Origin of the sequence: Winogradskyella epiphytica, assembly GCF_003217215.1 — a bacterium.
GTDB lineage: Bacteria > Bacteroidota > Bacteroidia > Flavobacteriales > Flavobacteriaceae > Winogradskyella > Winogradskyella epiphytica.
Window position 1 is genome coordinate 230,916 of sequence record NZ_QJTD01000003.1, and the last position, 21,396, is coordinate 252,311.

23 protein-coding genes are annotated in these 21,396 nt (G+C 34.1%); 12 read left to right on the forward strand and 11 right to left on the reverse strand.

Features of this window, described 5'->3' with window-relative positions:
• Positions 1-10 precede the first annotated feature (10 nt).
• The 4 genes from DFQ11_RS09935 to DFQ11_RS09950 are packed head-to-tail and all read left to right on the forward strand — an operon-like array spanning position 11 to position 2,145.
• Entirely contained in the window at positions 11-520 is a 510-nt protein-coding gene (locus DFQ11_RS09935) for an RNA polymerase sigma factor (RefSeq protein WP_110475730.1), read from the forward strand.
• Positions 507-998 (forward strand): hypothetical protein, encoded by a 492-nt coding sequence (locus DFQ11_RS09940; RefSeq protein ID WP_110475731.1) that lies wholly within the window; start codon positions 507-509, stop codon positions 996-998. Before DFQ11_RS09935 ends, DFQ11_RS09940 begins: the two co-directional genes overlap by 14 nt.
• 24 nt (positions 999-1,022) lie before the next feature.
• Positions 1,023-1,595: a DUF4252 domain-containing protein gene (locus DFQ11_RS09945; RefSeq protein ID WP_110475732.1), complete on the forward strand. Its 573-nt coding sequence runs from the start codon at positions 1,023-1,025 to the stop codon at positions 1,593-1,595.
• Between the two features lie 4 nt (positions 1,596-1,599).
• Positions 1,600-2,145, forward strand: a complete 546-nt coding sequence (locus DFQ11_RS09950; protein ID WP_110475733.1) for a DUF4252 domain-containing protein — start codon at positions 1,600-1,602, stop codon at positions 2,143-2,145.
• Between the two features lie 16 nt (positions 2,146-2,161).
• On the opposite strand, the gene DFQ11_RS09955 is transcribed toward DFQ11_RS09950, so the two are convergent.
• From DFQ11_RS09955 to DFQ11_RS09965, 3 genes are all read right to left on the reverse strand, one after another.
• A complete protein-coding gene (locus DFQ11_RS09955; RefSeq protein WP_110475734.1) occupies positions 2,162-2,389 on the reverse strand; it encodes a hypothetical protein in 228 nt (75 codons plus the stop codon).
• A 10-nt stretch (positions 2,390-2,399) separates the two neighbouring features.
• Positions 2,400-3,743, reverse strand: coding sequence for an adenylosuccinate lyase (gene purB, locus DFQ11_RS09960; RefSeq protein ID WP_110475735.1), 1,344 nt, complete (start codon positions 3,741-3,743; stop codon positions 2,400-2,402).
• Between the two features lie 299 nt (positions 3,744-4,042).
• Complete coding sequence (locus DFQ11_RS09965; protein WP_308425349.1) at positions 4,043-4,642, reverse strand: adenylosuccinate lyase; 600 nt, start codon at positions 4,640-4,642, stop codon at positions 4,043-4,045.
• A 160-nt stretch (positions 4,643-4,802) separates the two neighbouring features.
• Between DFQ11_RS09965 and DFQ11_RS09970 the strand changes: the two genes are divergently transcribed.
• Entirely contained in the window at positions 4,803-6,035 is a 1,233-nt protein-coding gene (locus DFQ11_RS09970) for a glycosyltransferase (protein WP_110475737.1), read from the forward strand.
• 127 nt (positions 6,036-6,162) lie between these two features.
• On the opposite strand, the gene DFQ11_RS09975 is transcribed toward DFQ11_RS09970, so the two are convergent.
• Positions 6,163-7,176 (reverse strand): T9SS type A sorting domain-containing protein, encoded by a 1,014-nt coding sequence (locus DFQ11_RS09975; protein WP_110475738.1) that lies wholly within the window; start codon positions 7,174-7,176, stop codon positions 6,163-6,165.
• 1,031 nt (positions 7,177-8,207) lie between these two features.
• On the opposite strand from DFQ11_RS09975, the gene DFQ11_RS09985 reads away from it, so the two are divergent.
• A complete protein-coding gene (locus DFQ11_RS09985) occupies positions 8,208-9,095 on the forward strand; it encodes a branched-chain amino acid transaminase (protein WP_110475739.1) in 888 nt (295 codons plus the stop codon).
• 134 nt (positions 9,096-9,229) lie between these two features.
• Here DFQ11_RS09985 and DFQ11_RS09990 read toward each other — a convergent pair whose 3' ends face one another.
• A complete protein-coding gene (locus DFQ11_RS09990; protein WP_110475740.1) occupies positions 9,230-9,622 on the reverse strand; it encodes a hypothetical protein in 393 nt (130 codons plus the stop codon).
• 505 nt (positions 9,623-10,127) lie between these two features.
• On the opposite strand from DFQ11_RS09990, the gene DFQ11_RS09995 reads away from it, so the two are divergent.
• Positions 10,128-10,649, forward strand: a complete 522-nt coding sequence (locus DFQ11_RS09995; protein ID WP_110475741.1) for a hypothetical protein — start codon at positions 10,128-10,130, stop codon at positions 10,647-10,649.
• Positions 10,650-10,703: 54 nt separating this feature from the next.
• Here the strand turns inward: DFQ11_RS09995 and DFQ11_RS10000 are convergent, their stop codons facing one another.
• Positions 10,704-11,378: an SIR2 family NAD-dependent protein deacylase gene (locus DFQ11_RS10000; protein ID WP_110475742.1), complete on the reverse strand. Its 675-nt coding sequence runs from the start codon at positions 11,376-11,378 to the stop codon at positions 10,704-10,706.
• 10 nt (positions 11,379-11,388) lie between these two features.
• Positions 11,389-12,582, reverse strand: coding sequence for a tetratricopeptide repeat protein (locus tag DFQ11_RS10005; RefSeq protein WP_110475743.1), 1,194 nt, complete (start codon positions 12,580-12,582; stop codon positions 11,389-11,391).
• 32 nt (positions 12,583-12,614) lie between these two features.
• Here DFQ11_RS10005 and DFQ11_RS10010 point away from each other — a divergent pair, with 32 nt between their 5' ends.
• On the forward strand, positions 12,615-13,274 hold the full coding sequence (locus tag DFQ11_RS10010; RefSeq protein WP_110475744.1) for a TrmH family RNA methyltransferase: 660 nt from the start codon (positions 12,615-12,617) through the stop codon (positions 13,272-13,274).
• A gap of 66 nt (positions 13,275-13,340) precedes the next feature.
• On the opposite strand, the gene DFQ11_RS10015 is transcribed toward DFQ11_RS10010, so the two are convergent.
• The 3 genes from DFQ11_RS10015 to DFQ11_RS10025 form a co-directional block, all read right to left on the reverse strand.
• On the reverse strand, positions 13,341-14,135 hold the full coding sequence (locus DFQ11_RS10015; RefSeq protein WP_110475745.1) for a carboxypeptidase-like regulatory domain-containing protein: 795 nt from the start codon (positions 14,133-14,135) through the stop codon (positions 13,341-13,343).
• A 216-nt stretch (positions 14,136-14,351) separates the two neighbouring features.
• Entirely contained in the window at positions 14,352-16,235 is a 1,884-nt protein-coding gene (locus DFQ11_RS10020; RefSeq protein ID WP_110475746.1) for a DEAD/DEAH box helicase, read from the reverse strand.
• A gap of 398 nt (positions 16,236-16,633) precedes the next feature.
• Positions 16,634-17,209: a non-canonical purine NTP diphosphatase gene (locus DFQ11_RS10025; RefSeq protein ID WP_110475747.1), complete on the reverse strand. Its 576-nt coding sequence runs from the start codon at positions 17,207-17,209 to the stop codon at positions 16,634-16,636.
• Between the two features lie 158 nt (positions 17,210-17,367).
• Between DFQ11_RS10025 and DFQ11_RS10030 the strand changes: the two genes are divergently transcribed.
• Together DFQ11_RS10030 and hpf are read left to right on the forward strand one after the other, a co-directional pair.
• Complete coding sequence (locus DFQ11_RS10030; protein WP_158524999.1) at positions 17,368-18,267, forward strand: DUF4421 family protein; 900 nt, start codon at positions 17,368-17,370, stop codon at positions 18,265-18,267.
• Positions 18,268-18,445: 178 nt separating this feature from the next.
• The gene (gene hpf, locus DFQ11_RS10035) at positions 18,446-18,745 is read left to right on the forward strand and encodes a ribosome hibernation-promoting factor, HPF/YfiA family (RefSeq protein WP_110475749.1); all 300 of its coding nucleotides are present in this window, start codon (positions 18,446-18,448) and stop codon (positions 18,743-18,745) included.
• Positions 18,746-18,816: 71 nt separating this feature from the next.
• Here the strand turns inward: hpf and rlmH are convergent, their stop codons facing one another.
• Positions 18,817-19,290 carry a 23S rRNA (pseudouridine(1915)-N(3))-methyltransferase RlmH gene (rlmH, locus tag DFQ11_RS10040; protein WP_110475750.1) on the reverse strand — a complete coding sequence of 158 codons (474 nt, stop codon included), beginning with the start codon at positions 19,288-19,290 and terminating at the stop codon, positions 18,817-18,819.
• 117 nt (positions 19,291-19,407) lie between these two features.
• Here rlmH and nadC point away from each other — a divergent pair, with 117 nt between their 5' ends.
• Entirely contained in the window at positions 19,408-20,265 is an 858-nt protein-coding gene (nadC, locus tag DFQ11_RS10045) for a carboxylating nicotinate-nucleotide diphosphorylase (protein ID WP_110475751.1), read from the forward strand.
• A gap of 94 nt (positions 20,266-20,359) precedes the next feature.
• Positions 20,360-21,334, forward strand: a complete 975-nt coding sequence (locus DFQ11_RS10050; RefSeq protein ID WP_110475752.1) for a YihY/virulence factor BrkB family protein — start codon at positions 20,360-20,362, stop codon at positions 21,332-21,334.
• Positions 21,335-21,396 lie beyond the last annotated feature (62 nt).

Below are 21,396 nucleotides of genomic sequence, written 5' to 3' on the forward strand. Positions count from 1 at the left end.
CATAAGAATAATGAAGCAAGCAGAATTTGTAAGCTTAGTAATGCCATTTAAGGACAAGGTATTTCGTTTAGCAAAGCGATTACTGGTTTCTCGAGAAGAAGCCGAAGATGCTACGCAGGAGATACTTTTAAAATTATGGAAAAATAATAAGAGTATTGGTGACTATAAAAATGTTGAAGCGTTTTCAATGACCATGACCAAGAATTTTTGTTTGGATCGCTTAAAATCGAAACAGGCACAGAATTTGAAAATAGTTCATAGTAATTACACCGATGCTAATACCTCGTTACAAAAGCAGGTTGAAGCAAAGGACAGTGCGGATTGGGTTTCTAAAATAATTGAGGACCTTCCAGAACAACAAAAAATAATAGTGCAACTGAGAGATATCGAAGACTATGATTATGCCGAAATAGCCAAAATGTTAGATATGAATGAAACAGCTGTCAGAGTAAATTTATCCAGAGCACGTAAAACAATAAGAGAAAAATTAACTAATACACATCAACATGGTATTAAATAATATAGAACAATTAATAGAAAAGTATAACAATGCAGAAACCACATTGCAAGAGGAAGCTCAGTTAAAAACATATTTCAGCAGTGATCATGTGGCGCCGCATTTAGAACATTTTAAACCGATGTTTCAATACTTTTCCCAATCAAAAAAAGAGCAGTACACCAAAGACGTTCCATTAAAACCTAAGAAAACAAAATTGTATCAATGGATTTCTATCGCAGCAGTGGCTGTTATAATGTTGGGCTTATTAATTCCGACTGGGAATAGTGAACCAAAGTCTTTAGCGGATTATCCGCCGGAAGATCAACAATTGTATTTGGAAGCTAAACAAGCGTTGGCAATGCTTTCAAATAATTTTAAAGATGGAGCTACTAGTTTAAAAGCTTTAAACCTAGCTTCAGAGAATTTTAATGTTGGACTTAAAAAAGCGAACCATATCACTGAGTTCAACGAATCAACGAGTAGATTATTAAAGAATTAGAACAGAAACTTAAAACAAGAAATCATGAGAAAAATAGTAGTAATAATTGCAGTAATGCTAATGTCAGTAAATGGATTTAGTCAAAGTGTATTTGATAAATTCGAAGATATAGACGGTGTAACTTCCGTTATTCTTAATCAGAAAATGTTTAAGATGTTAGCTACAATGGGCATTGATATCGATGATCCAGAAATGAAAGAATACGCTAAAATGGCCAGTAATATTACTGGGTTTAAGGTGTTCACAACTGGAGATGAAAAGATATCAGCAGATATGCAGTCTGCCGTCGCACAGCATTTAAAATCATCTTCTTTGGAAGAGTTGATGCGAATTAAAGATGGCGATCAAACGGTTAACTTTTATGTAAAAGAAGGAAAAGACGAAAACCACGTAAAGGAACTGTTAATGGTAATTTCAGGTCTAAAGGAATTAACAAAAGGTTCTAATGTGGAAGTTAATGGAAAAAAACGTGAGTTTGAAACCGTTATAATGACCCTTACAGGTGAAATAGATTTAAGACAGATCTCTAAAATCACTAATCAAATGGATATTCCAGGTGGTGAGCAGTTGAAGAAAGCTGGTAAAAAGAATAAATAAAACTATGATAGCATCAATCAATAAATTAGTAGTAGTGTTGCTTTTGATTACGACTTTTACAAGTTGTAATCAAGGGCCAACATTACAAACCTATTTCGTGGATAACGAATTGAAACCAGGCTTTGCTACATTCGATGTGCCAACAAGTGTTGTGGATGTTGAGCATATTAGCATGACAGATGAGCAGAAAAAAGCCTATAATTCTGTAGATAAACTAAATGTTCTTACGTTTATGAAGGAAGACACAGAAGCTGAAGAGTATACTGTAGAATTGGAAAAGGTGAAAACTATTTTGGAGAACCCTAAATATGAGGAATTAATTCGTGGTGGAAACACAACAGATGGAAAGTTTGTAGTAAAATTTTTAGGAGATATAGAAAGTATAGACGAGCTAATTATTTTTGGAAATGCCAATAACAAAGGATTTATGATAGCAAGAGTTTTAGGCGATGGTATGAATGCTAAACAATTAATGACTTTAGGTGCCGTCTTAGAAAACGCTAATTTTGATGATGCTAATTTTAAAGGCTTAACTGACTTCTTTAAATAGAGTCCAAAAAATATAATTAATTTAAATCATCTTGAGGAAACTCCTCAAGATGATTTTTTTTTACCTGATTCTTTAGTCCATACATAATCGCTAAGACGAGTAAAATCGCATACCCTAAAATTAATATGGCTTTTATGATAAAATAATCCAACACATCGAATAATCCTGCAATAAACAGTCCTAGCGTAATTATAGACACGCTAGTTAATGCAATAGAGTCGGTGGTACTTGGAATATATTTCACAGTTTTATCATTATATACCTGTATAATTACTTGGCGTAATCGCTTTGAGTTCAGATTTAATAGCATCTGAAACCTCTAAGGTATCAATAAAATTTGATATAGACTTTTGATTGATAACTTCGTTAGTTCTAGTTAATCCTTTTAATGCTTCATAAGGGTTCGGGTAGCTTTCACGTCTAAGAATTGTCTGAATAGCTTCGGCCACTACAGCCCAATTGTTTTCTAAATCTTGAGCAAACTTAGGTTCGTTTAATAATAATTTACCTAATCCTTTTATAGTCGACTTAAATCCAATAAGAGTATGACCAAAAGGAACACCAACGTTTCTTAAGACAGTACTATCCGTTAAGTCACGTTGCAATCTCGAAATTGGTAATTTAGCTGCAAGATGCTCAAAAATAGCATTCGCAATACCTAAGTTACCTTCACTATTTTCAAAATCGATAGGATTTACTTTATGTGGCATCGCAGAACTTCCTACTTCACCAGCTTTAATCTTTTGCTTAAAGTAATCCATAGACACATAAGTCCAGATATCCCTATCTAAATCAATAATGATATTATTGATACGCTTTAAGCCATCAAATAAAGCCGCAGCATGATCGTAGTGCTCTATCTGTGTTGTTGGGAATGAGTGATGTAAACCTAATTTTTCCTGAACAAATTGAGTTCCAAAAGCTTTCCAATCGATATTAGGATAAGCTACTTTATGTGCGTTGAAATTTCCTGTTGCACCACCAAATTTAGCGGCACTTGGAATATCGTTCAATAAGTTAAATTGTTCTTTTAATCGAACTGCAAAAACCTCAATTTCCTTTCCTAAACGCGTAGGAGAAGCTGGCTGACCGTGAGTTCTTGCCAACATTGGGATATCTGCCCAATCTTTTGCTAAACCTTCAATCTTTTCTAATAAGGCTAAATATTCAGGAACATACACATCGTTCATAGCATCCTTTATGCTTAAAGGAATTGCCGTATTATTAATATCTTGAGAGGTTAAACCAAAATGGATAAACTCTTTATAAGCTGATAAGCCTAAAGCATCAAATTTTTCTTTAATAAAGTACTCAACCGCTTTAACATCGTGATTGGTTACCTTTTCAATATCTTTAATTGCTGAGGCGTCAACAGCGGTGAAATTTTTATATATCGCTCTTAAATCTTCAAAAACCGAACTTGAAACAGATTCAAGTTGTGGTAATGGCAATTCGCACAAGGCAATGAAATATTCGATTTCTACTAAAACTCTGTACTTTATAAGAGCTTCTTCTGAGAAATAATTGCCTAAAGCTTCAACTTTAGATCGGTATCTACCATCAATTGGTGAAATTGCATTAAGAGGTGAAAGTGCCATTTTTTGTTGTTTTAAGGTGATTTTTAAGAAGCGTCAAATATACTAATAAGTTCAGAGTTTTTAGGTAAGAGAATAGAGTTTTCAGTCGCAGTTACATAATATTTTATATGTTACACAGACCGTTTTTGAGTTATAAGGTGCTTCGTTTTAGATCTCAATTATTTTTTACGATTTCAGGTAACTCTAAGTTGAGCACTTCAATTTATTGTACCATATTTTTTTGTAAGACATGACGTAAACTATGTGAGTACCAGAGCAATTTTTCACCTAATCATTAGTGCTAATTGTTCAAATTCGTATCAACTTTTTATACGTTTCAAAATATGCTTAGCACGTGCTTTAAATCCAGAACTTTGCATCTCGTAATCGCGTTCTAAAATAACCGCTAGTTCAGGATGAATCCAAGGATATTCTGTGCCTAATAGATACAAACAATTCATACTATACGCTTTAGGAGCTATTTTTTCATCGTTAATCATCCAATCAAAACAAGCTTCTATAATCTTCTCTTTATGTCTTTCTGAAAGTTGGTCTTTAATCAGATGATCTTTTCCTGAATAATAAGTGGTGATAAGATACTCACAAACTTTGGCCATAGGTCTTACGGCAGAATCATAATGAACTGTTGATACATTTTCTGTAAACTTATCTAAATGTGGAATAATCGCTTCAAGCTGTTTACTACACATAAACTCAAATACCCAAGCCGCTTTACAGGAGAGTTTATCATCTACAGTGAATAAAATTTCTAAAAGAGGGTCAATTAATTTAGGGTTATCAATGACTAAACTAGAGTAGTAGATTCGTTTCTCTCGTGAATGATTCACGTACTGTAGTTCCTGGTAGAGTTTAGATGTTGTCAATAGGTAAAAGACATTTAGAGGTTTAAAATTAATCAAAAATCAATGTTTAAAAGCCTAAGGCGACATATTTTTATTTGAGATTGTTTTAGAATCAGCAAAGCAATTTAAAAGACAACTTAATTCTGAATGAAGAGATATTCAAAATCTAATAGTAGATTTGGATATTGGTATTTTACATTTGTGGTTTAGAAGTTTTATGAAAAAGACCTTATTAGTTATCGGATTTGTTTGGCCAGAACCTAAAAGTTCTGCTGCGGGAAGTCGTATGTTGCAATTGATTGAGCTGTTTCAACACCAAGGTTACGATATCATATTTTCTTCAGCAGCGAAAACTTCGGATAATACGTTTGATCTAAATTCGATCCGTGTAAAAACTAAAGCCATTCACTTAAACGATGTAACTTTTGATGAATTCATAAGTAACTTAAATCCTAACGTTGTGTTGTTCGATCGATTTATGACGGAAGAACAATACGGTTGGCGAGTAGCAGAGCAATGTCCTAACGCTTTAAGAATATTAGATACAGAAGATTTTCACGGACTGCGAAAGGCTAGGGAACTGGCTTTAAAACAAAATGGAACCGTCACAATAGCACATTTGCAAAACGATGTATCCAAACGTGAGATTGCAAGTATCTATCGTTGCGATTTAAGTATAATGATTTCTGAGGCCGAAATAGACCTCTTAACGACGCAATTCAATATCGATGAAAACCTACTGTATTATTTACCTTTTTTATTAGATCCAATTTCTGAAGAAAAGACAGAAAGCTTACCAAGCTTTGAAGCGCGTCAACATTTTATAACCATTGGTAATTTTCTACACGCTCCTAATTATGATGCAGTACTATATTTGAAACAAAGTATTTGGCCATTGATAAGAAAACAATTGCCAAAAGCCGAATTGCATATTTATGGCGCTTATGAATCGCAAAAAGTGACACAACTGAATAATACCAAGGAAGGCTTTTTAATTAAAGGTTTTGCAGAAGAGGTCAATGAAGTCATGCAGAAGGCAAAAGTGTGTCTAGCAGCATTGCGATTTGGAGCCGGACTTAAAGGGAAGTTGGTGGATGCTATGCAAAATGGAACACCTTGTATATTAACAACTATAGCTGCGGAAGGTATGTTTGGTGGTTTAGAAGCAAATGGCTTCATTGAAGACGATGCCATATCCTTTGCTAACAAGGCGGTTGAACTTTACAATAGTTCCGAGCTATGGAAAGCAAAGCTGCAAAATGGGTTTCAAATATTAAATCAACGTTTTGATACATCTAATTTTGAAGAGGCGTTTTCTTTACATATTCAAGAACTCGTTAGGAACTTAAAAACACATCGTCAAGGAAATTTTATTGGTCAATTATTTAGACATCAAACTATGCAGAGCACTAAATACATGAGTAAATGGATTGAGGCTAAAAATAAATAGCTTTCAAAGTTAATCGACTAATAAAAATGCCGGCCAGAATAAACTTTTACTCAATTCAATTAAAAATAAAACCCATAACCTAAAAAATAGTTATGGGTTTTAGCATGTAGTTATGCAACTCTCTCTGTTATTCTTTAATAATTTTAAAGGCCGATAAATGGTCCCCTTCATCGGATTCTATATAAACAAAATACATTCCATTAGGCAAGTGTGATAAGTCGATAGTGTTAATGTCTAACTTATAGATGGTCTTTTGTCCTAAAGTGTTTATAACCGATATGTTCTTTATTGGACTATTCGTAATGCCCTTAAATTTAAGTAGTCCAGAAGTTGGATTCGGATAAGCCGTCATCTGTTGATTAAGTGTAATATCTCTAATGCTCAAATTATCACATTCTAGCTGTGTGTCAACAAAGGTAGCAGTTTCATCGATGTTCGTCCAATTAGCCATACTGTATGAAGCGTCATCTACTAAAACACAGGTTAAATTTGGATTGTTTTCAGCGTTAAAATAGCCATCTGTGGTATTCGTATTATTTCCATTTTGAATATTTAGTACCGAAATCATGGTATGGTCTACCCAACAAAGTGTTAATGAACTATTAAGACTTAAATCTAAGCTGCCCGTAAAATCATTGCTAACACCTGGAAATAAATTGGCATTTCCAATAGAAAAATATTCTAAATTAGTCCACCCTGAAAAGATATCTGGAATATCTCCAGAAAGATTATTGCCATTTAACCAAAATGAAGTCATTGCTGTTAAATTAGATAATGATGTTGGTATATCACCTGTTAATTGATTGTCTTCAAGTGATATAGTTTCTAGCTTGATACAATTTCCTAATTCATTTGGAATAGGACCAGTTAAATTATTATTCCAAAACGACATAAAGAGCAACTCAGTTAAATCACCTATTTCAACTGGCAATGGTCCATCTAAATTGTTAAAGTAAAAATCAATGCCAGTAACATGGTCTTGACCTGAAACTTCCGTTACTGTTATACCAAACCATGTGGAAACAGGTTCTGTCGAGTTCCAATTGGTGTTATCCGTCCAGTTATCACCTCCCGTAGAATTATACAAAGCAATTAAAGCATCTTTTTCGGACTGAGGGACTTGTCCGAGAGCAAAAAGCATAGTAAAATTTGGGTGATTGAGAATAAAATTGTTTTCATAGGATTCTAATTTTAGAATTATAACCTACTTCAAAATTTTACAGTTGGCTTTTCGGCTTATTCCCAACTTTGAAACGCATCAATAGACCTTGGTTTACTGAAAATCAAGAGCATTCAAAATCTATGTAATTAGTTTAGGGGGAACTTTAATACCTAACAATAGTTAAGGTTTGGTATATTAATAATAGTGGACCTGAGAAGTGTAAAAGATTGATATACAGGGTAGAATACGAATTTAATTTTGATTTTTAATAGGAACGGAATAAAATATTTAAGATATAAGGAATAAATTAGAGTGCAATTACAACCTTAAAATATGAACGATAACCTATGGTGAAAATTAAAAGTAGGACTATTCTAGAAATTGAACTTGGAGGCTTTATCCCAATACAGAATAGTTGTGAATTACATTTTAATCATGCGTGATTAAATGATGCTCTATGTATAATTGATATTCTTCAATATTAAGAGGGCATTTGTATTCTACGAACAAGAAATCATCTCCAACAAGTTTGTTGAATTTTGGGTGATGTTTAAAATAGTCATAAGCATTAATCACTACATTAAATTTGACTTGTGATACTCCCTAAGTTAGTGAATAAAAATCGATCTAATTTTAGAAACTATTTTGATTTATTTTTAAAACTTAAATTTTTATTGAAAATTTTCTACATTTGTTGAGCAATAAATAACATATATGTATCATTTAAATATTATTCCTTCAATTAGTATTGCAATTGTGATTAGCACAGCTGCAGAGGGAATGCTATAGAATATATTCAAAATATTTAAAAAGCCTCCCGAGAAATCAGGAGGCTTTTTTTATGACCTAAAACCGTTTTATGACAGGGTTAACAAACATAATTATTATCAGCATTATTATTTGCTCTAAGGAGTGAGAATGGCTGGTATGTCCCAATTTTAAGCCTTTCTCATTGATGATGAGAAAGGCTTTTTTATTTAATAAAAATACGAATCAATAAAACTAAAACTATGTATTACAACGAAAACACAGTAATTTATTTAGACGGTAAGTTTGTAAAAGCTAACGAAGCTTCAACTGATCTCTACAGCCAAACCATGCATTACGGCTATGGTGTATTTGAAGGGATTCGAGCTTATGCTGTGGAAAATGGAACACAAGTATTTAAAGCAGAGGAACATTATGACCGCTTAAAGAAATCGGCAGAACTCATTAATATTCCTTTTGACTACAATGTTCAGGGATTAATAGAGGTGACTTATGAATTATTAAAAAGGAATAATTTAACTGATGCTTATGTTCGTCCTTTAGTGTTCTGTGACCCGAATATGTCACTTGCTCGACCTAATAATGTATCTATTATGATTTGTGCTTGGGAATGGGGCGCTTATTTAGGTGATAAACAATTGCGATTAACAGTATCTTCTTATTGCCGTCCGCATCCACGCTCTATAAAAATTGAAGCCAAAGTTTGCGGTCATTATGTCAATTCTATTTTGGCCACAAACGAAGCAAAAGACAAAGGCTTCGATGAAGCTTTACTTTTAGATAGCGATGGTTATTTGGCCGAAGGACCTGGAGCAAATCTATTTTTCGAAAAAGATGACGTTTTATTCACGCCACAATTAGGAAATATTCTACCTGGAATTACACGTGCTACAGTATTAGAGCTAGCGGAAGAACTTGGAATTAAAGTAGAACAAGGTTTGTTTAAACCCGAAGCATTAGCAGCTGCAGATAGTGCGTTCTATTGCGGAACAGCGGCTGAAGTTATTGGAATTGAATCTGTAGATGATAAAAAGTTTCCTAAAGCATGGAATGAGACATTAGGGAAAAAGTTAAAGGACGCCTATTCAAAGCGTGTTAGACAGCCTAAAGCAGTTCAAGAACAGCTATAACTAAAAAGACTTTAAAAAAACAAACTCCAATTTATGACCTTGCTTGTAAATTGGGGTTTAGTTGATTGGGCAAATGTGTTAAGATAAGAATTTTACAGGTCATAATTTCAGAACTTTGTTCGTAAACATCTTAGTTATTTCCAATCGACTTTTAGGTCTTTGAGTAGGTCGTTTAATTTAATTAAGGAAGCTTTCTCAATGACTTTGGTGTTAATACGGATACTCTTATTATCTGTCTTTAGAATATATGAATTACCGAAACTTATTATGTCCTTGACATCCTTCAATTGAACCTTCTTGTTTTCAAATAAGATATTTAACTGAAGAGTTCCATTTTTTATGGTAATGTATTGGTTGCTAAATTCGTAGGCAAACATAAATAGATATGTGATTCCTACAAGGACATAGATGAATTCATACCATCTATACATCTCATTTTCAATAAAACTATAGGTGCCTATGCCAATCCACAGCAGCCCAATAATTAGGTTACCATACAGTCGAGTTTTTTTATAGTGGATTTTCATTTAAATACAATATGATTGCTTTATAATTATGAAACTACTCGGTTTCTGAAGGTCTACAGCTGTTTTTTTAATTTATCTCATTTCGGTGGATTAACTCGTTATATTTATAGGGTTGGTCACTCTTCTATTGGTAATACTATACGTGCCCCAACAAGTTTAAACTCAGTTATACACCTTTCCATTTATAATTTTGAAAATATAATAAATAAATTTAAGATTTATTAAAAACATAAAATGCGCTTCAAATTCTAGTTGAATACTAATATCACCAATAATTATATACTGCAACAATCGTAGCGTATTCAGCGGCTATAGTTTAGTCTATTTACTATAAGTGTCTCTGCGTCTTCGACAAATACCGGAGGTAGTTATTCCGTGACTTTTATTATATGTCTTTCCTTTTATACAACTAGCTATCTCTTTATAATAAGAAGACAAATCCGCTTTATTGATGACATTATTAGTTTATTGCGATGTCATAGTATAACCATAAAATTAAATTGAAATGATGTTATCAAAAATTCAAAATTTATTCGCTATTGCACTTATTATGTGTTTATCCTCCTGTTCATCGGATGATGATAGTTCTGACTCAATGACCGAATTACATGGAACTTGGTCTGTAGTTTCTTTAAGTATTGAAACGGCATTCGACCTTAACAATGATGGTGTGGCTTCAAGAAATTTAGTTGAGGAAACGCCATGTTATAACGGTGATTATGTAAATTTTAATAGCGACGGAGATGTTAGAGTTGTAACGGCTTTAACAGATATTTCAGTAAATGTAAATAGTTCAACAGATTATAACTACACTTACGAATGTTTACCAGGAATAGATCAAGAATCAACTTGGACGAGAAACGAAAATGTTGTCACTATTACTATGTTGGGATATACCTTATCCGGAACGATTTCAGGAAATACTATGACGGTTGTAATTCCTAATTTCTTTCAAATTCAAAAATACGATGGCAACGCGTATTATGAAGTCGAAGAAGATGTTACTGTAGTATATATAAAGGCTTGATATTTGGTTAGTTGATTTGAAAAGCCATGAAATTTAATTTCATGGCTTTTCTTTTTAGGATAATCTCTTAAGAAGTTCTTTCATACCTTCTGTAGCGGACTTAGCGATTACTGTAATTTTTCCTCTACTTTGAATTGCAGGATTAGGATCTATATAATAAATAGGAGTATCCGAAGGGGCAAAATCTATTAAACCTGCCGCAGGATAGACTTGCATGCTCGTGCCTATTATAACCAATATATCGGCTTGCGCACATATTTTCATGGCCTTCTCGATCATTGGAACGGCTTCACCAAACCACACAATATGAGGTCGGAGTTGAGATCCCTTGTCGCATAGATCACCCAAGTTAAGGTCCTGCGTCCATACTTTAATGTCGTTTTCGTCTTTGGAACTTCTTGCTTTTCGTAATTCGCCATGTAAATGAATGACATTAGAACTTCCCGCTCGCTCATGTAAATCATCGACATTTTGAGTGATAATAGTGACTTGATAATCTTTTTCAAGTTGTACTAAATCCAAATGCGCTCGGTTGGGGTCAACCTCATTTAGCTGTCTTCTTCTTTGATTATAAAAATCTAAAACTAATTCGGGGTTTCGGGCAAACCCTTCAGGTGTAGCCACTTCCATAACATCATGACCTTCCCAAAGACCATCGGCATCTCTAAAGGTTTTAATGCCACTTTCGGCACTCATTCCAGCACCTGTTAATACGACTATATGTTTCATAATAAATTTGTTAAGAGTTGCGCTTCCAGTTTTTATAAACTTCAGAGTTGACAAAACCTTCTAGCGCATTGCTGCCATCCGGTTCTTTTTCTTCAATAAATTCTAGTAAAGCATCTTTGTCATACTCCTGTGCTATTAAATGTTTGACTACTTCTAAAACCTCTTCAAACCGGTTTTGAAAGTTGAGACTAACCATATAACCAATATAGCCTTCGATAAGATCTATATAGTTCGAGGTCATATATTTATAATGCTTTTCTGCATTTATATAATCGCCTTCTAAGACATAAATATTCCCTTTTAAGAGATTCAGAAAATCATCGTTAGTTTCATAAATGAGTTTATCAACATTTTGTCTCGCAGTTTTAAAATCACCTTTAAGAATATTATAGTCCACCTGTTTTAAGTATAAGGTCGGATCATTAGGATATAATTCGGAAAATTCTTTTAAGGCTTCTTCATAGAGTTCATCATTAAATGAACTAGCATAAGAGGCTTTGGTAAGTAAGGTAAATTTCTCTTTCGCCATTGGGCCCTTTATTTCAGAGAGTCTATTGTATGCCTCTTCAAATTTCCCTTGTGTAGCAAATTTTCGAGCCTCTAACATATTAAAAACGGAATTGTCAATGGTACGTGAATTCTCGTCTTTTGGCTGTGCTAATAAAAAGATTCGGCGAAGTGTAGAAGAGAAATGCTCTGCCGTGAGATAAATATAAATATCGCTAAATTTTAAAGTCTCACCATCAGTACAAACCTTGTAGTCGTGATAGTTCACGCCTGTCGCTTCGGAATACAACCTAAACGTGAAATAATAGGTCATTTCTTCTACGTTGTATTTATAATTGACTAAGTTATAATAGGCACCAGTTTCAATGGTATTGATAATACTTTTAGATAATGTGCTTCCAGTATTGGAAACACCTTGCATAAATCCTTTAGTAAAGTCATCATTGAGATCAATCTCTTGATATTCTGCGATATGACATTTAAAAGCATCTATGTCAAATTTTTCGTCGAACCCTCGACTTTCCAGTTCATAAAAAGAAGACTGAATGTATTCCGCCAATTCAATTACCTTTGCGTCGTTTTCTTCAGTTTCTTCAAGACGTTCACAGTCGCAATCAATTAAAGGGGCTTGAGAATGACTGGTAAGACTAAAAAAAACAATAAAAAGTACAAGACTAATAGTAGATTTCAATTTCATAAAGATTGATTTTGCTTTAAATATAATATTTTATGCCTAAGGACTTACAACTTTTAGAATATTTAGAAAGCTTACTGACCGAGAATAGGAGAGAGCGGTTTCAAAAGGTATTACCGCAGCGTACAAAACATTTCACTGTGGCTACTGAAGATGTTTACCAATTACATAATACAAGTGCTGTCATGCGCTCGTGTGATGTATTTGGGATTCAAGAATTGCATATTGTTGAAGAAGTGAATTCTAAAAGTATAGATAGAGAAATTGCGATGGGGGCACAGAAGTGGGTAGACTTAAATCGGTACCATTCCATTACAGACTGTTTAAAGAATGTGAAATCAAAAGGTTATCAAATCGTAGCTACAACACCACATATAGACGATTGTGAATTAATCGATTTTGATATTACTAAAAAGTCGTGTTTTTTCTTTGGAAGAGAAACAGAAGGCTTGTCACAACAAGTGCTCGATCAAGCCGATTGTTTCTTGAAAATTCCAATGGTGGGCTTCACAGAAAGTTTGAATATTTCAGTGTCGGCCGCAATTATTCTCCAACACGTGACTTCAAAATTAAGAAAATCGGATATTCAATGGCAATTAACCAAAGAGGAAATGATAGAAAAACGTTTCGACTGGGTAAAGAAAACCATCAAGAATTATGACGCTATCGTAGAGCGTTATAAAGAAAACAAATAAGGGTAAAAGCTTGTAAATTTAGAGGGAAACAATAGTTTTAACCAACTAACAGCTACCAACTAACAGCTACTTCTTCTTTCCGCGCTCTTTACTACGATTAATCACTTTGTACTCTTCGTAGCATTCACTAATAGCATCTAAAATTTGAAGATCATTAGCCGTATTGATAAAGTCTTTAGAATAGTTACATTGGTTCACTATTTCGTCTAAATCGTATTTAGTCACTTGAAGTAAAACCAAAAGCATTTCTCTGTCAAAACGCTTCGCGAGTTGATTCCTAATTTCATCATCTTCCTTCATTTTCTTAAGCTTATGCATTTCATTAGGCTTTCGGCCGAACATATTGTATAAGAAATCTGCAGGATTAAAAATAGCACCAAGAACTTTGGTAGCAATATTAGGTTTTCCAGCTTCGTAGCCTTGACCAGGTAAACCAGAGATTCGATAACGATTATTAGAAGTCACTGGAATTTGAGCCATATCTACTTTTAAATAACCAGTAAGCTCTAATTGTCTAACGGTGACTTCCTCTAATGCTAAAGCCAATTCGGTCATCTCAATTTTAGTATTTCCGAATTTCAACCAGTCATTGGTCACTCTAACTTTAATAGATTTATAGCCTAGATAAGATAAGTGTAAAGTGTCATTCGCTTTAGCTCTTATTTCAAATTCACCATCGTCATTACTCGCCGTACCTACCACTTGATTAATGTTAACAATATTAGCGCCACTTAAAGGTAAGCTTGTGGTTGAACTAACTAATGTGCCCTTAACTTTTGTAGATTCTTTTGTAGCAGTGGTGTCTTGGCTATAGCTATAAACTGTAGTTAAACAAAAAATAAATATAAGTAGATATCGCATGCGTGTAAGTTACGAGGTAAAGGTAATAAACAAAACCGATTTTCCATATGAGGGCTATAAATTTGACTAAATATTAACTTTTTTAGATTAGAACCCTTGAGTATTAAAGAATTGCGACGAAAGCAAAGGGTAGCGCTAAGCCTAATGAGATATGGCAAAAAAAAATCCAAAACTAAAAGTTTTGGATTTTTATATCATCTATAGCATTTCTGCTAATTAATCTCTTCTTCGAGAACGTCTTGGTCTTTCAGAACCAGAGAAACTTGTTTCCGTTGCTCTTCTGTCTCCTCTAGAGTCATCAAACTTTCGTTCGCCACCTCTTGAGTCTTCAGTACGTCGACTACGTCTTGCTCCTGGTCCAGCAGAAGAACGTCTATCACTAGAACGTCTTTCTCCTCTTGGTTTATCATCGCGTCTGCGAGCTCCACCACCAGAACGTCTTTCGCTACCTCCACGACCTCTTCCGCCGCTTCTGCCACCACTACGTCCTTTGTCTGCGCTAACTTCTACATTAACAAATCGACCTTCATGTTTAAAGTCGGTAAAGAAGGCAAGTACTTTTTCTTGTAATGCTTTTTCAGTATTAAAGAATGAAAAACTTTCTTTAACATCAACTTTAAAGACATCATCACGTCCAAGCTCTAATTGTTCTTTTAAGAAATCTTTCAATTTCATCCAATCAAAACCATCTTTGCTACCTACGTTAATAAAGAAACGAGCATCGTTAGATTGTTTCCCATAATCACGTCCGCCATCTCTATCGCTTCCACGAGAATCAACAACAGCTAAATCTTTAGATTTTTGGTAGTAGTTGTAGAAACGGTTGAATTCAACAGAGAAGAATTTTTTGATCAATTCCTCTTTATCTGTATCTGCAAATAATTCATTGATGCTTTCTAAATGCTTGTCAATAGCATTTGTTGTTTCAGTCGTATGAATTTTATTCGCTAAAGACATTAATTGTACTTCTACGATATCTTCAGCAGAAGGAATTTCTTTCTTTACAAAATCCTTCTTAATAATACGCTCTATACTTTTAATCTTTCTAACTTCACTTTTAGAAACTATTACCATAGAGATTCCTGTTTTACCAGCACGTCCAGTTCTACCAGATCTATGTGTATAAATTTCAGGTTCGTCAGGTAATTGGTAATTAATTACGTGAGTAATATCATCCACATCAATACCACGAGCAGCAACATCTGTAGCTACTAACATTTGTATTTGTTGATTTCTAAAAGACTTCATTACCAAATCTCTTTGGTTCTGACTTAAATCACCATGTAATGCTCCAGCAGAGTAACCGTCTTCAATTAAAGTTTCAGCTACTTTTTGAGTATCGCGTTTGGTACGACAGAAAATCACAGAGAAAATATCTGGATTAGCATCAGCCAAACGTTTTAAAGCTTGGTAACGATCTCTTGCGTTTACTAAATAGTATTCGTGAGAAACATTACTTGTACTTTCATTTTTATTACCAACCGTAATTTCAGTTGGGTTATTCATGAATTTCTTTGCAATAGTCGCTACCTCTTTAGGCATGGTTGCAGAGAATAACCAGGTGTGTTTATCTTCAGGAGTATGAGATAAAATATCAATAATATCATCATAGAATCCCATGTTTAACATCTCATCAGCCTCGTCTAAAACGCTATATTGTATTTGAGAAATGTCAACCATCTTACGCTTAATCATATCTTTCATACGACCAGGAGTAGCCACAATAATTTGTGCGCCTCGTTTAACGTCTCTCGCTTGATCCGAAATACTTGATCCACCATAAATAGCAACAACATTTAAGCCCTTGCAGTATTTACCGTAGTTTTTTATTTCGTTTGTAATCTGTAAACAAAGTTCACGAGTAGGAGATAATATTAAACCTTGAGTGGTTCTATTATTAAAATCTATTTTTTGCAACATCGGAAATCCGAAGGCTGCGGTTTTTCCCGTACCAGTTTGAGCCAAAGCAACTAAGTCTTCGTCTTGTTCTAATAAAATTGGGATTGCTTTTGCTTGAACTTCACTTGGTTTTTCAAAACCTAAATCAGTAATAGCGTTAAGAAGGTCTTGATTAAGACCGAGTTCTTGGAATGTGCTCATTCTTGAGTTTTTATGTATTCGATTATGTCTTTTTAGTGCTAAAAAGAAGCGAATCGACATACTAAACACTTAAACTTCTTGGTAACACACCCTCACTCTGAGGAATAAAAAAATCCTTTCTGCGGATTTTTAGCAAGGTGCAAATGTAAAACAAAAAATTGGATAATCACCTATTTATTTTTGTTTGGGCGCTTTAACAGGCTTTCACTACTCAATCTTTTTATCGCCCTAAGCCTTGTCATACCTCGCTTGCGCTCAGCTGAGTTTAGGGCAATAAAAAGGATTTCAAACAGGCCGTTCAATCCTTAGCGCAGTCCACTTGAAGCTCAAAAATATAGATTAATAGCTGTAGTTTTTTTGAAAAAAGGTATTTCTAAGCCTAATTTTTAAACTGTCAACTATAATTTTGAAAGAAATTCAATAAGTTGCTTCACAGCTAAACCACGATGTCCGATCTTGTTCTTTTCTTCTAATGAAATTTCCGCAAAAGTTTGCTCGTAACCTTCAGCCTTAAACACAGGATCGTAGCCAAATCCGCCTTCACCGTGTTTCTCGGTAGTAATCTCACCTTTGCATATTCCGGTAAAGGTATGCAGCTCACCATTTAAATGTAAAGCGATGACGGTTTTAAATTGAGCGTTTCGGTTAGACTTGTCTTTTAACTCAGTTAATAGTTTTTGAATATTGTCTTCAGAATTGCGCTGAGGTCCGGCATACCGAGCCGAATACACGCCTGGTTCACCATTTAAGGCGTCAACTTCTAAACCCGTATCATCAGCAAAACAATCATAGCCATAATGCGTTTTTAAATACTCCGCTTTTTGAACCGCATTACCTTCAATCGTGGGTAGGGTTTCAGGAATATCTTCAGTGCAATCGATATCAGCTAAACTCAATAATGTTATGTTTGGAGGCATTAAAGCCTGAACTTCTTTGAGTTTATTTAAATTGTTAGTGGCGAAAACAAGTTGCATAGTTTAGTCTTTATTAATGTATTTTAGCTGTGGTAAAAATAGCAATCTAATTACAGTTCAAATTGTCAAAACAGATATTTTTTAAAAGGTCATTATTCGTGAGGAATGTTATGCTTTTGGTTTTTATGTTTTCCTGTCTAAATCTAAGCGCACAAAACTTGGAGGATTTAGATTCGCTCTTGGTCGATAGAGATATCGAAAACTATTCAGTGCGTATTATTACGAATTTCAAATCCAATAAATTCAGTATCAATAATCAGGGTTCTAAACTGAGGTTTGTGCCTAATAATAAGCATGGTTTAGGTTTTGGGGTGGCGAATAGTAAAATGATTGTCGACTTAGCTTTCAATCTTAAAAATCCAAATAAAGAGGAAACAAGAAAATTTGATTTGCAAGGCACCACGATTGTCAAAAACCGACATTATGTGAATGCTTATATTCAGTCCTACAAAGGATTTCAGATGAAAAACAATTTTGAAGAACCCGAAGTGTTTAGAAAAGATATGCGCTCTGTAAATATTGGCTTTAATTATTTATACACCTTAGATGATATAGAGTTTTCATATGCACTACTAAAAGCTGGATTGGCAGATAAACGTCATGAAAATATTTTTATAACTGGTGGTCTGGGGGTTTTTGGTGGCTATGATTACTTTTCAGCAAAACCTAACCTGCTTTCTGAAACGGTTAGTCCTTATTTTAACGAAGAGGGAAATATCAAACGCTACAACGGAATATCACTTGGAATTATGGCCGGATTCATCTCGTATTTTAAGCTTCCAGAAAACATTACAGCCACGTTTAATCTGATGCCAGGAATAGGACTAGCCAATAAAAGAATAACCTTAGAAAACGATAAGTACAGACCATCAAATCCTATGGTTTATAAGTTGGACTTTTTAGTCGGACTTGGTTATAGCTTTGGTCAATTTTACACAAGTTTAACCTATAGTAATGGATTGACGGCTACGGATTTTGACAACGATAATAAATACCGATTAAACCTTACCAAAGCTAAATTGGCAATTGGCTACCGATTCAAACGAAAGCCGAAATAGTTGTTTCAAGGATTTCATATTTTAAACAATAGAACGTTCGTGCTTTAAACTTTTTTTTATAGTTGAAACGCTTTGTTTTAGCACAATTTTAAAGATTCTTTATGATATTTATCAGTCACTTCCATCAATTAATCTTGTATCTTAGTCAAAAGAATAATTCATTAAAACAAGAAAGATTATGACGGTAAATTTTCAGTACGTAGACATTGATGTAAGTGAAACACTTTCAGCATTAACAAAAGAGAAATTAGAAAAATTAGCTAATAAATTTGAATTCCTTATTTCAGCCCAAGTATATTTTAAGTTAGATGAAAAAGATCATGAAGCAGGTAAAATTTGTAATATAGAATTAAGCTTACCTGGTCCACGAATTTTCGCGACATCTAACGAGAAAAATTACGAAATGGCCATGAACGAAACCGTAAACGATTTAACAAGACAACTTAAAAAACGTAAAGAAGTTTATAAAACACATTAATACAAGTTGACAGTCGCAGTCCTACTTATTAATAAGCTATTAGTCAATAAAAACTGCGACTGTTTTCTTTTTTAGCGATGGTGATAAGGCTCATTTCTTAGAATGGTAAAGCCTCTGTACAATTGCTCTATAAAAAACAAGCGCACCATTTGATGAGAAAAGGTCATCTTAGATAAACCAAGTTTGCCATTGGCTCTTGAATACACCTCGTCTGAAAATCCATAAGGTCCACCAATGACAAATATTAAAGTTTTTATTCCCGAATTCATGTGTTTTTGTAAATAACCAGAAAAAGCCACAGAATCCATTTGTTTTCCATTTTCATCCAATAGAATTAAGACATCAGAAGCTTGAGTTTTCGATAAAATAAGCTCGCCTTCTTTGTCTTTTTGCTGAGTTTCCGACAAATTCTTTACCTTTTTTAAATCGGGAATTACCTCAAAATCAAACTTAATATAAAAACCAAGTCGTTTGGTATAATCTGCGATTAAGGCTTGTAAGTTTTTGTCGTCGGTTTTGCCAATGGCAATTAGTTTTATCTGCATGGGTCAAATTTACGATTTGCAATTTACGATAATAGATATTTTTGAAGTATAATTCGCAATTCTAAAATCGTTATTCGTAAAATCTATTTCCTATTTTTACGCTAAATATGTATTAAGATGATTTCAAAAGCACAATTCGATAAAGAAATAGAATTAATAATCTCAAATGCCATTCGCGAGGATGTAGGTGATGGCGATCATAGTTCATTGGCTTGTATTCCTGCAACTGCTCAAGGAAAAGCAAAGCTATTAGTTAAAGATACAGGCGTAATTGCTGGTGTAGAATTAGCTAAGAAAATATTTGCTTATGTCGACTCTAATATGAAGGTAGAAACGCTTATCCAAGATGGTGAAAACGTAAAACATGGTGATATTGTATTTTATGTAGAAGGGGCTTCACAATCAATCCTTAAGGCTGAACGTTTGGTATTAAATGCTATGCAACGTATGAGTGCTATTGCAACTAAAACACGACAGTTCGTGGATCTATTAGAAGGTACTGGAACAAAAATATTAGACACGCGTAAAACCACACCTGGCATTAGAGCATTAGAGAAATGGGCCGTGAAAATTGGCGGTGGTGAAAATCACAGATTCGCTTTATACGATATGATCATGCTAAAAGATAACCATATCGATTTTGCTGGAGGTGTCGCGAAAGCTATCAATTTAACCAAGGAATATTTAAAAGATACGAATCGCGATTTAAAAATAATCGTCGAGGCTCGAAACCTTCAAGAAATTAAAGAAATCCTAGATTGTGGAGGTGTTTACCGTATTCTAATTGATAATTTTAATTACGAGGATACTCGAAAAGCGGTGGAGTTGATTGGCGACCAATGTTTAACAGAATCTTCTGGTGGAATTAATGAAAATACACTTCGAAAATATGCGGAATGTGGTGTCGATTATATTTCTTCGGGTGCTTTAACACATTCGGTTTATAATATGGATTTAAGCTTAAAAGCGGTGTAAATTAATTTACAGTGTTCAGTCGCAGTTTGCAGTCTCACTGTTGTAAATATCAATATTGAGCTAATGGCTAGGGCCAAAAGCTAAATACCAAGAAATGAGTAAACCTATAGAAGATAAAGTTGAAAAAATCCCGGTTTTAAACGTGATCATGCGTTTATTAAAGAAAATAAAACTGCCAGGATTTGAAGGCTTATCTATGTACGATCTGCTTGAGTTATACGGAATGGGCATCCTGAAAGGTGCACTGTCTACACGAGCAAGTGCCATTGCATTTAGCTTTTTTACAGCGATTTTTCCGTTCCTATTGTTCGTAATTATAGTCATTCCTCATATTCCAATACAGAATTTTGATTTGGCATTTTCTAACTTCCTAGAATCTTTCTTGCCACCTCAGACTTCTGAGTTTTTCTTCGATACTATTTTTAAGGATATTTCGGGGAGTACTAGTGGTGGATTGATTTCGTCAGTGTTCTTACTATCGGTTTTTTTAATGGCCAATGGTGTTAATTCAGTATTTGCAGGGTTTGAAACCTCCTATCATAAACAATTGTCAAGAAATATATTTAGACAATACGGAATCGCACTTGGAGTTGCACTAATCTTAGCCTTCCTCTCATTGTTAACCGTAGCTGTTTTTGGTTACTTTCAAATTTACGTGATTCGACCCTTATATACGAGTTTTACTGGAGACGTGATGATCGTGGAAGGTGGTGAAGTGTCGGGGTGGATTTACTTTGTGAAATACCTTTTCTTCGTATTCATGATTTATTTGGCAACCGCAACTTTATACTATTTTGGTACTAAGGAAGGGAAGCAATCCAAGTTCTTTTCAGTTGGAGCTTTGCTAACTACGTTATTAACCATTTTGACATCCTATCTATTTGGTGTGTATATCGAGAATTTTTCGCAATACAATGAGATTTACGGATCTATTGGTGCGCTTCTTATTTTGCTGTTATACCTTTGGTTAAACTCCAATATTCTGTTGTTAGGTTATGAACTCAATGCCTCACTACAATATTTAAGAAAAAATCCGAAGGCGAAAAAAGAAATATTACCTCTCGAATAGTTTGAGAATATTTCAAAAGAAAAATTGTTTGAAAGTGCTCTAACCAGACGTTCGTTTTAACG

Bases quoted from the DNA above. Each gene is read 5' to 3' on its own strand.
- DFQ11_RS09935 (WP_110475730.1), top strand. From the start codon at position 11: ATGAAGCAAGCAGAATTTGTAAGCTTAGTAATGCCATTTAAGGACAAG.
- DFQ11_RS09940 (WP_110475731.1), top strand. From the start codon at position 507: ATGGTATTAAATAATATAGAACAATTAATAGAAAAGTATAACAATGCA.
- DFQ11_RS09945 (WP_110475732.1), top strand. From the start codon at position 1,023: ATGAGAAAAATAGTAGTAATAATTGCAGTAATGCTAATGTCAGTAAAT.
- DFQ11_RS09950 (WP_110475733.1), top strand. From the start codon at position 1,600: ATGATAGCATCAATCAATAAATTAGTAGTAGTGTTGCTTTTGATTACG.
- purB (WP_110475735.1), bottom strand. From the start codon at position 3,743: ATGGCACTTTCACCTCTTAATGCAATTTCACCAATTGATGGTAGATAC.
- DFQ11_RS09970 (WP_110475737.1), top strand. From the start codon at position 4,803: ATGAAAAAGACCTTATTAGTTATCGGATTTGTTTGGCCAGAACCTAAA.
- DFQ11_RS09975 (WP_110475738.1), bottom strand. From the start codon at position 7,176: ATGCTTTTTGCTCTCGGACAAGTCCCTCAGTCCGAAAAAGATGCTTTA.
- DFQ11_RS09985 (WP_110475739.1), top strand. From the start codon at position 8,208: ATGTATTACAACGAAAACACAGTAATTTATTTAGACGGTAAGTTTGTA.
- DFQ11_RS09990 (WP_110475740.1), bottom strand. From the start codon at position 9,622: ATGAAAATCCACTATAAAAAAACTCGACTGTATGGTAACCTAATTATT.
- DFQ11_RS09995 (WP_110475741.1), top strand. From the start codon at position 10,128: ATGATGTTATCAAAAATTCAAAATTTATTCGCTATTGCACTTATTATG.
- DFQ11_RS10000 (WP_110475742.1), bottom strand. From the start codon at position 11,378: ATGAAACATATAGTCGTATTAACAGGTGCTGGAATGAGTGCCGAAAGT.
- DFQ11_RS10005 (WP_110475743.1), bottom strand. From the start codon at position 12,582: ATGAAATTGAAATCTACTATTAGTCTTGTACTTTTTATTGTTTTTTTT.
- DFQ11_RS10010 (WP_110475744.1), top strand. From the start codon at position 12,615: ATGCCTAAGGACTTACAACTTTTAGAATATTTAGAAAGCTTACTGACC.
- DFQ11_RS10015 (WP_110475745.1), bottom strand. From the start codon at position 14,135: ATGCGATATCTACTTATATTTATTTTTTGTTTAACTACAGTTTATAGC.
- DFQ11_RS10020 (WP_110475746.1), bottom strand. From the start codon at position 16,235: ATGAGCACATTCCAAGAACTCGGTCTTAATCAAGACCTTCTTAACGCT.
- DFQ11_RS10025 (WP_110475747.1), bottom strand. From the start codon at position 17,209: ATGCAACTTGTTTTCGCCACTAACAATTTAAATAAACTCAAAGAAGTT.
- hpf (WP_110475749.1), top strand. From the start codon at position 18,446: ATGACGGTAAATTTTCAGTACGTAGACATTGATGTAAGTGAAACACTT.
- rlmH (WP_110475750.1), bottom strand. From the start codon at position 19,290: ATGCAGATAAAACTAATTGCCATTGGCAAAACCGACGACAAAAACTTA.
- nadC (WP_110475751.1), top strand. From the start codon at position 19,408: ATGATTTCAAAAGCACAATTCGATAAAGAAATAGAATTAATAATCTCA.
- DFQ11_RS10050 (WP_110475752.1), top strand. From the start codon at position 20,360: ATGAGTAAACCTATAGAAGATAAAGTTGAAAAAATCCCGGTTTTAAAC.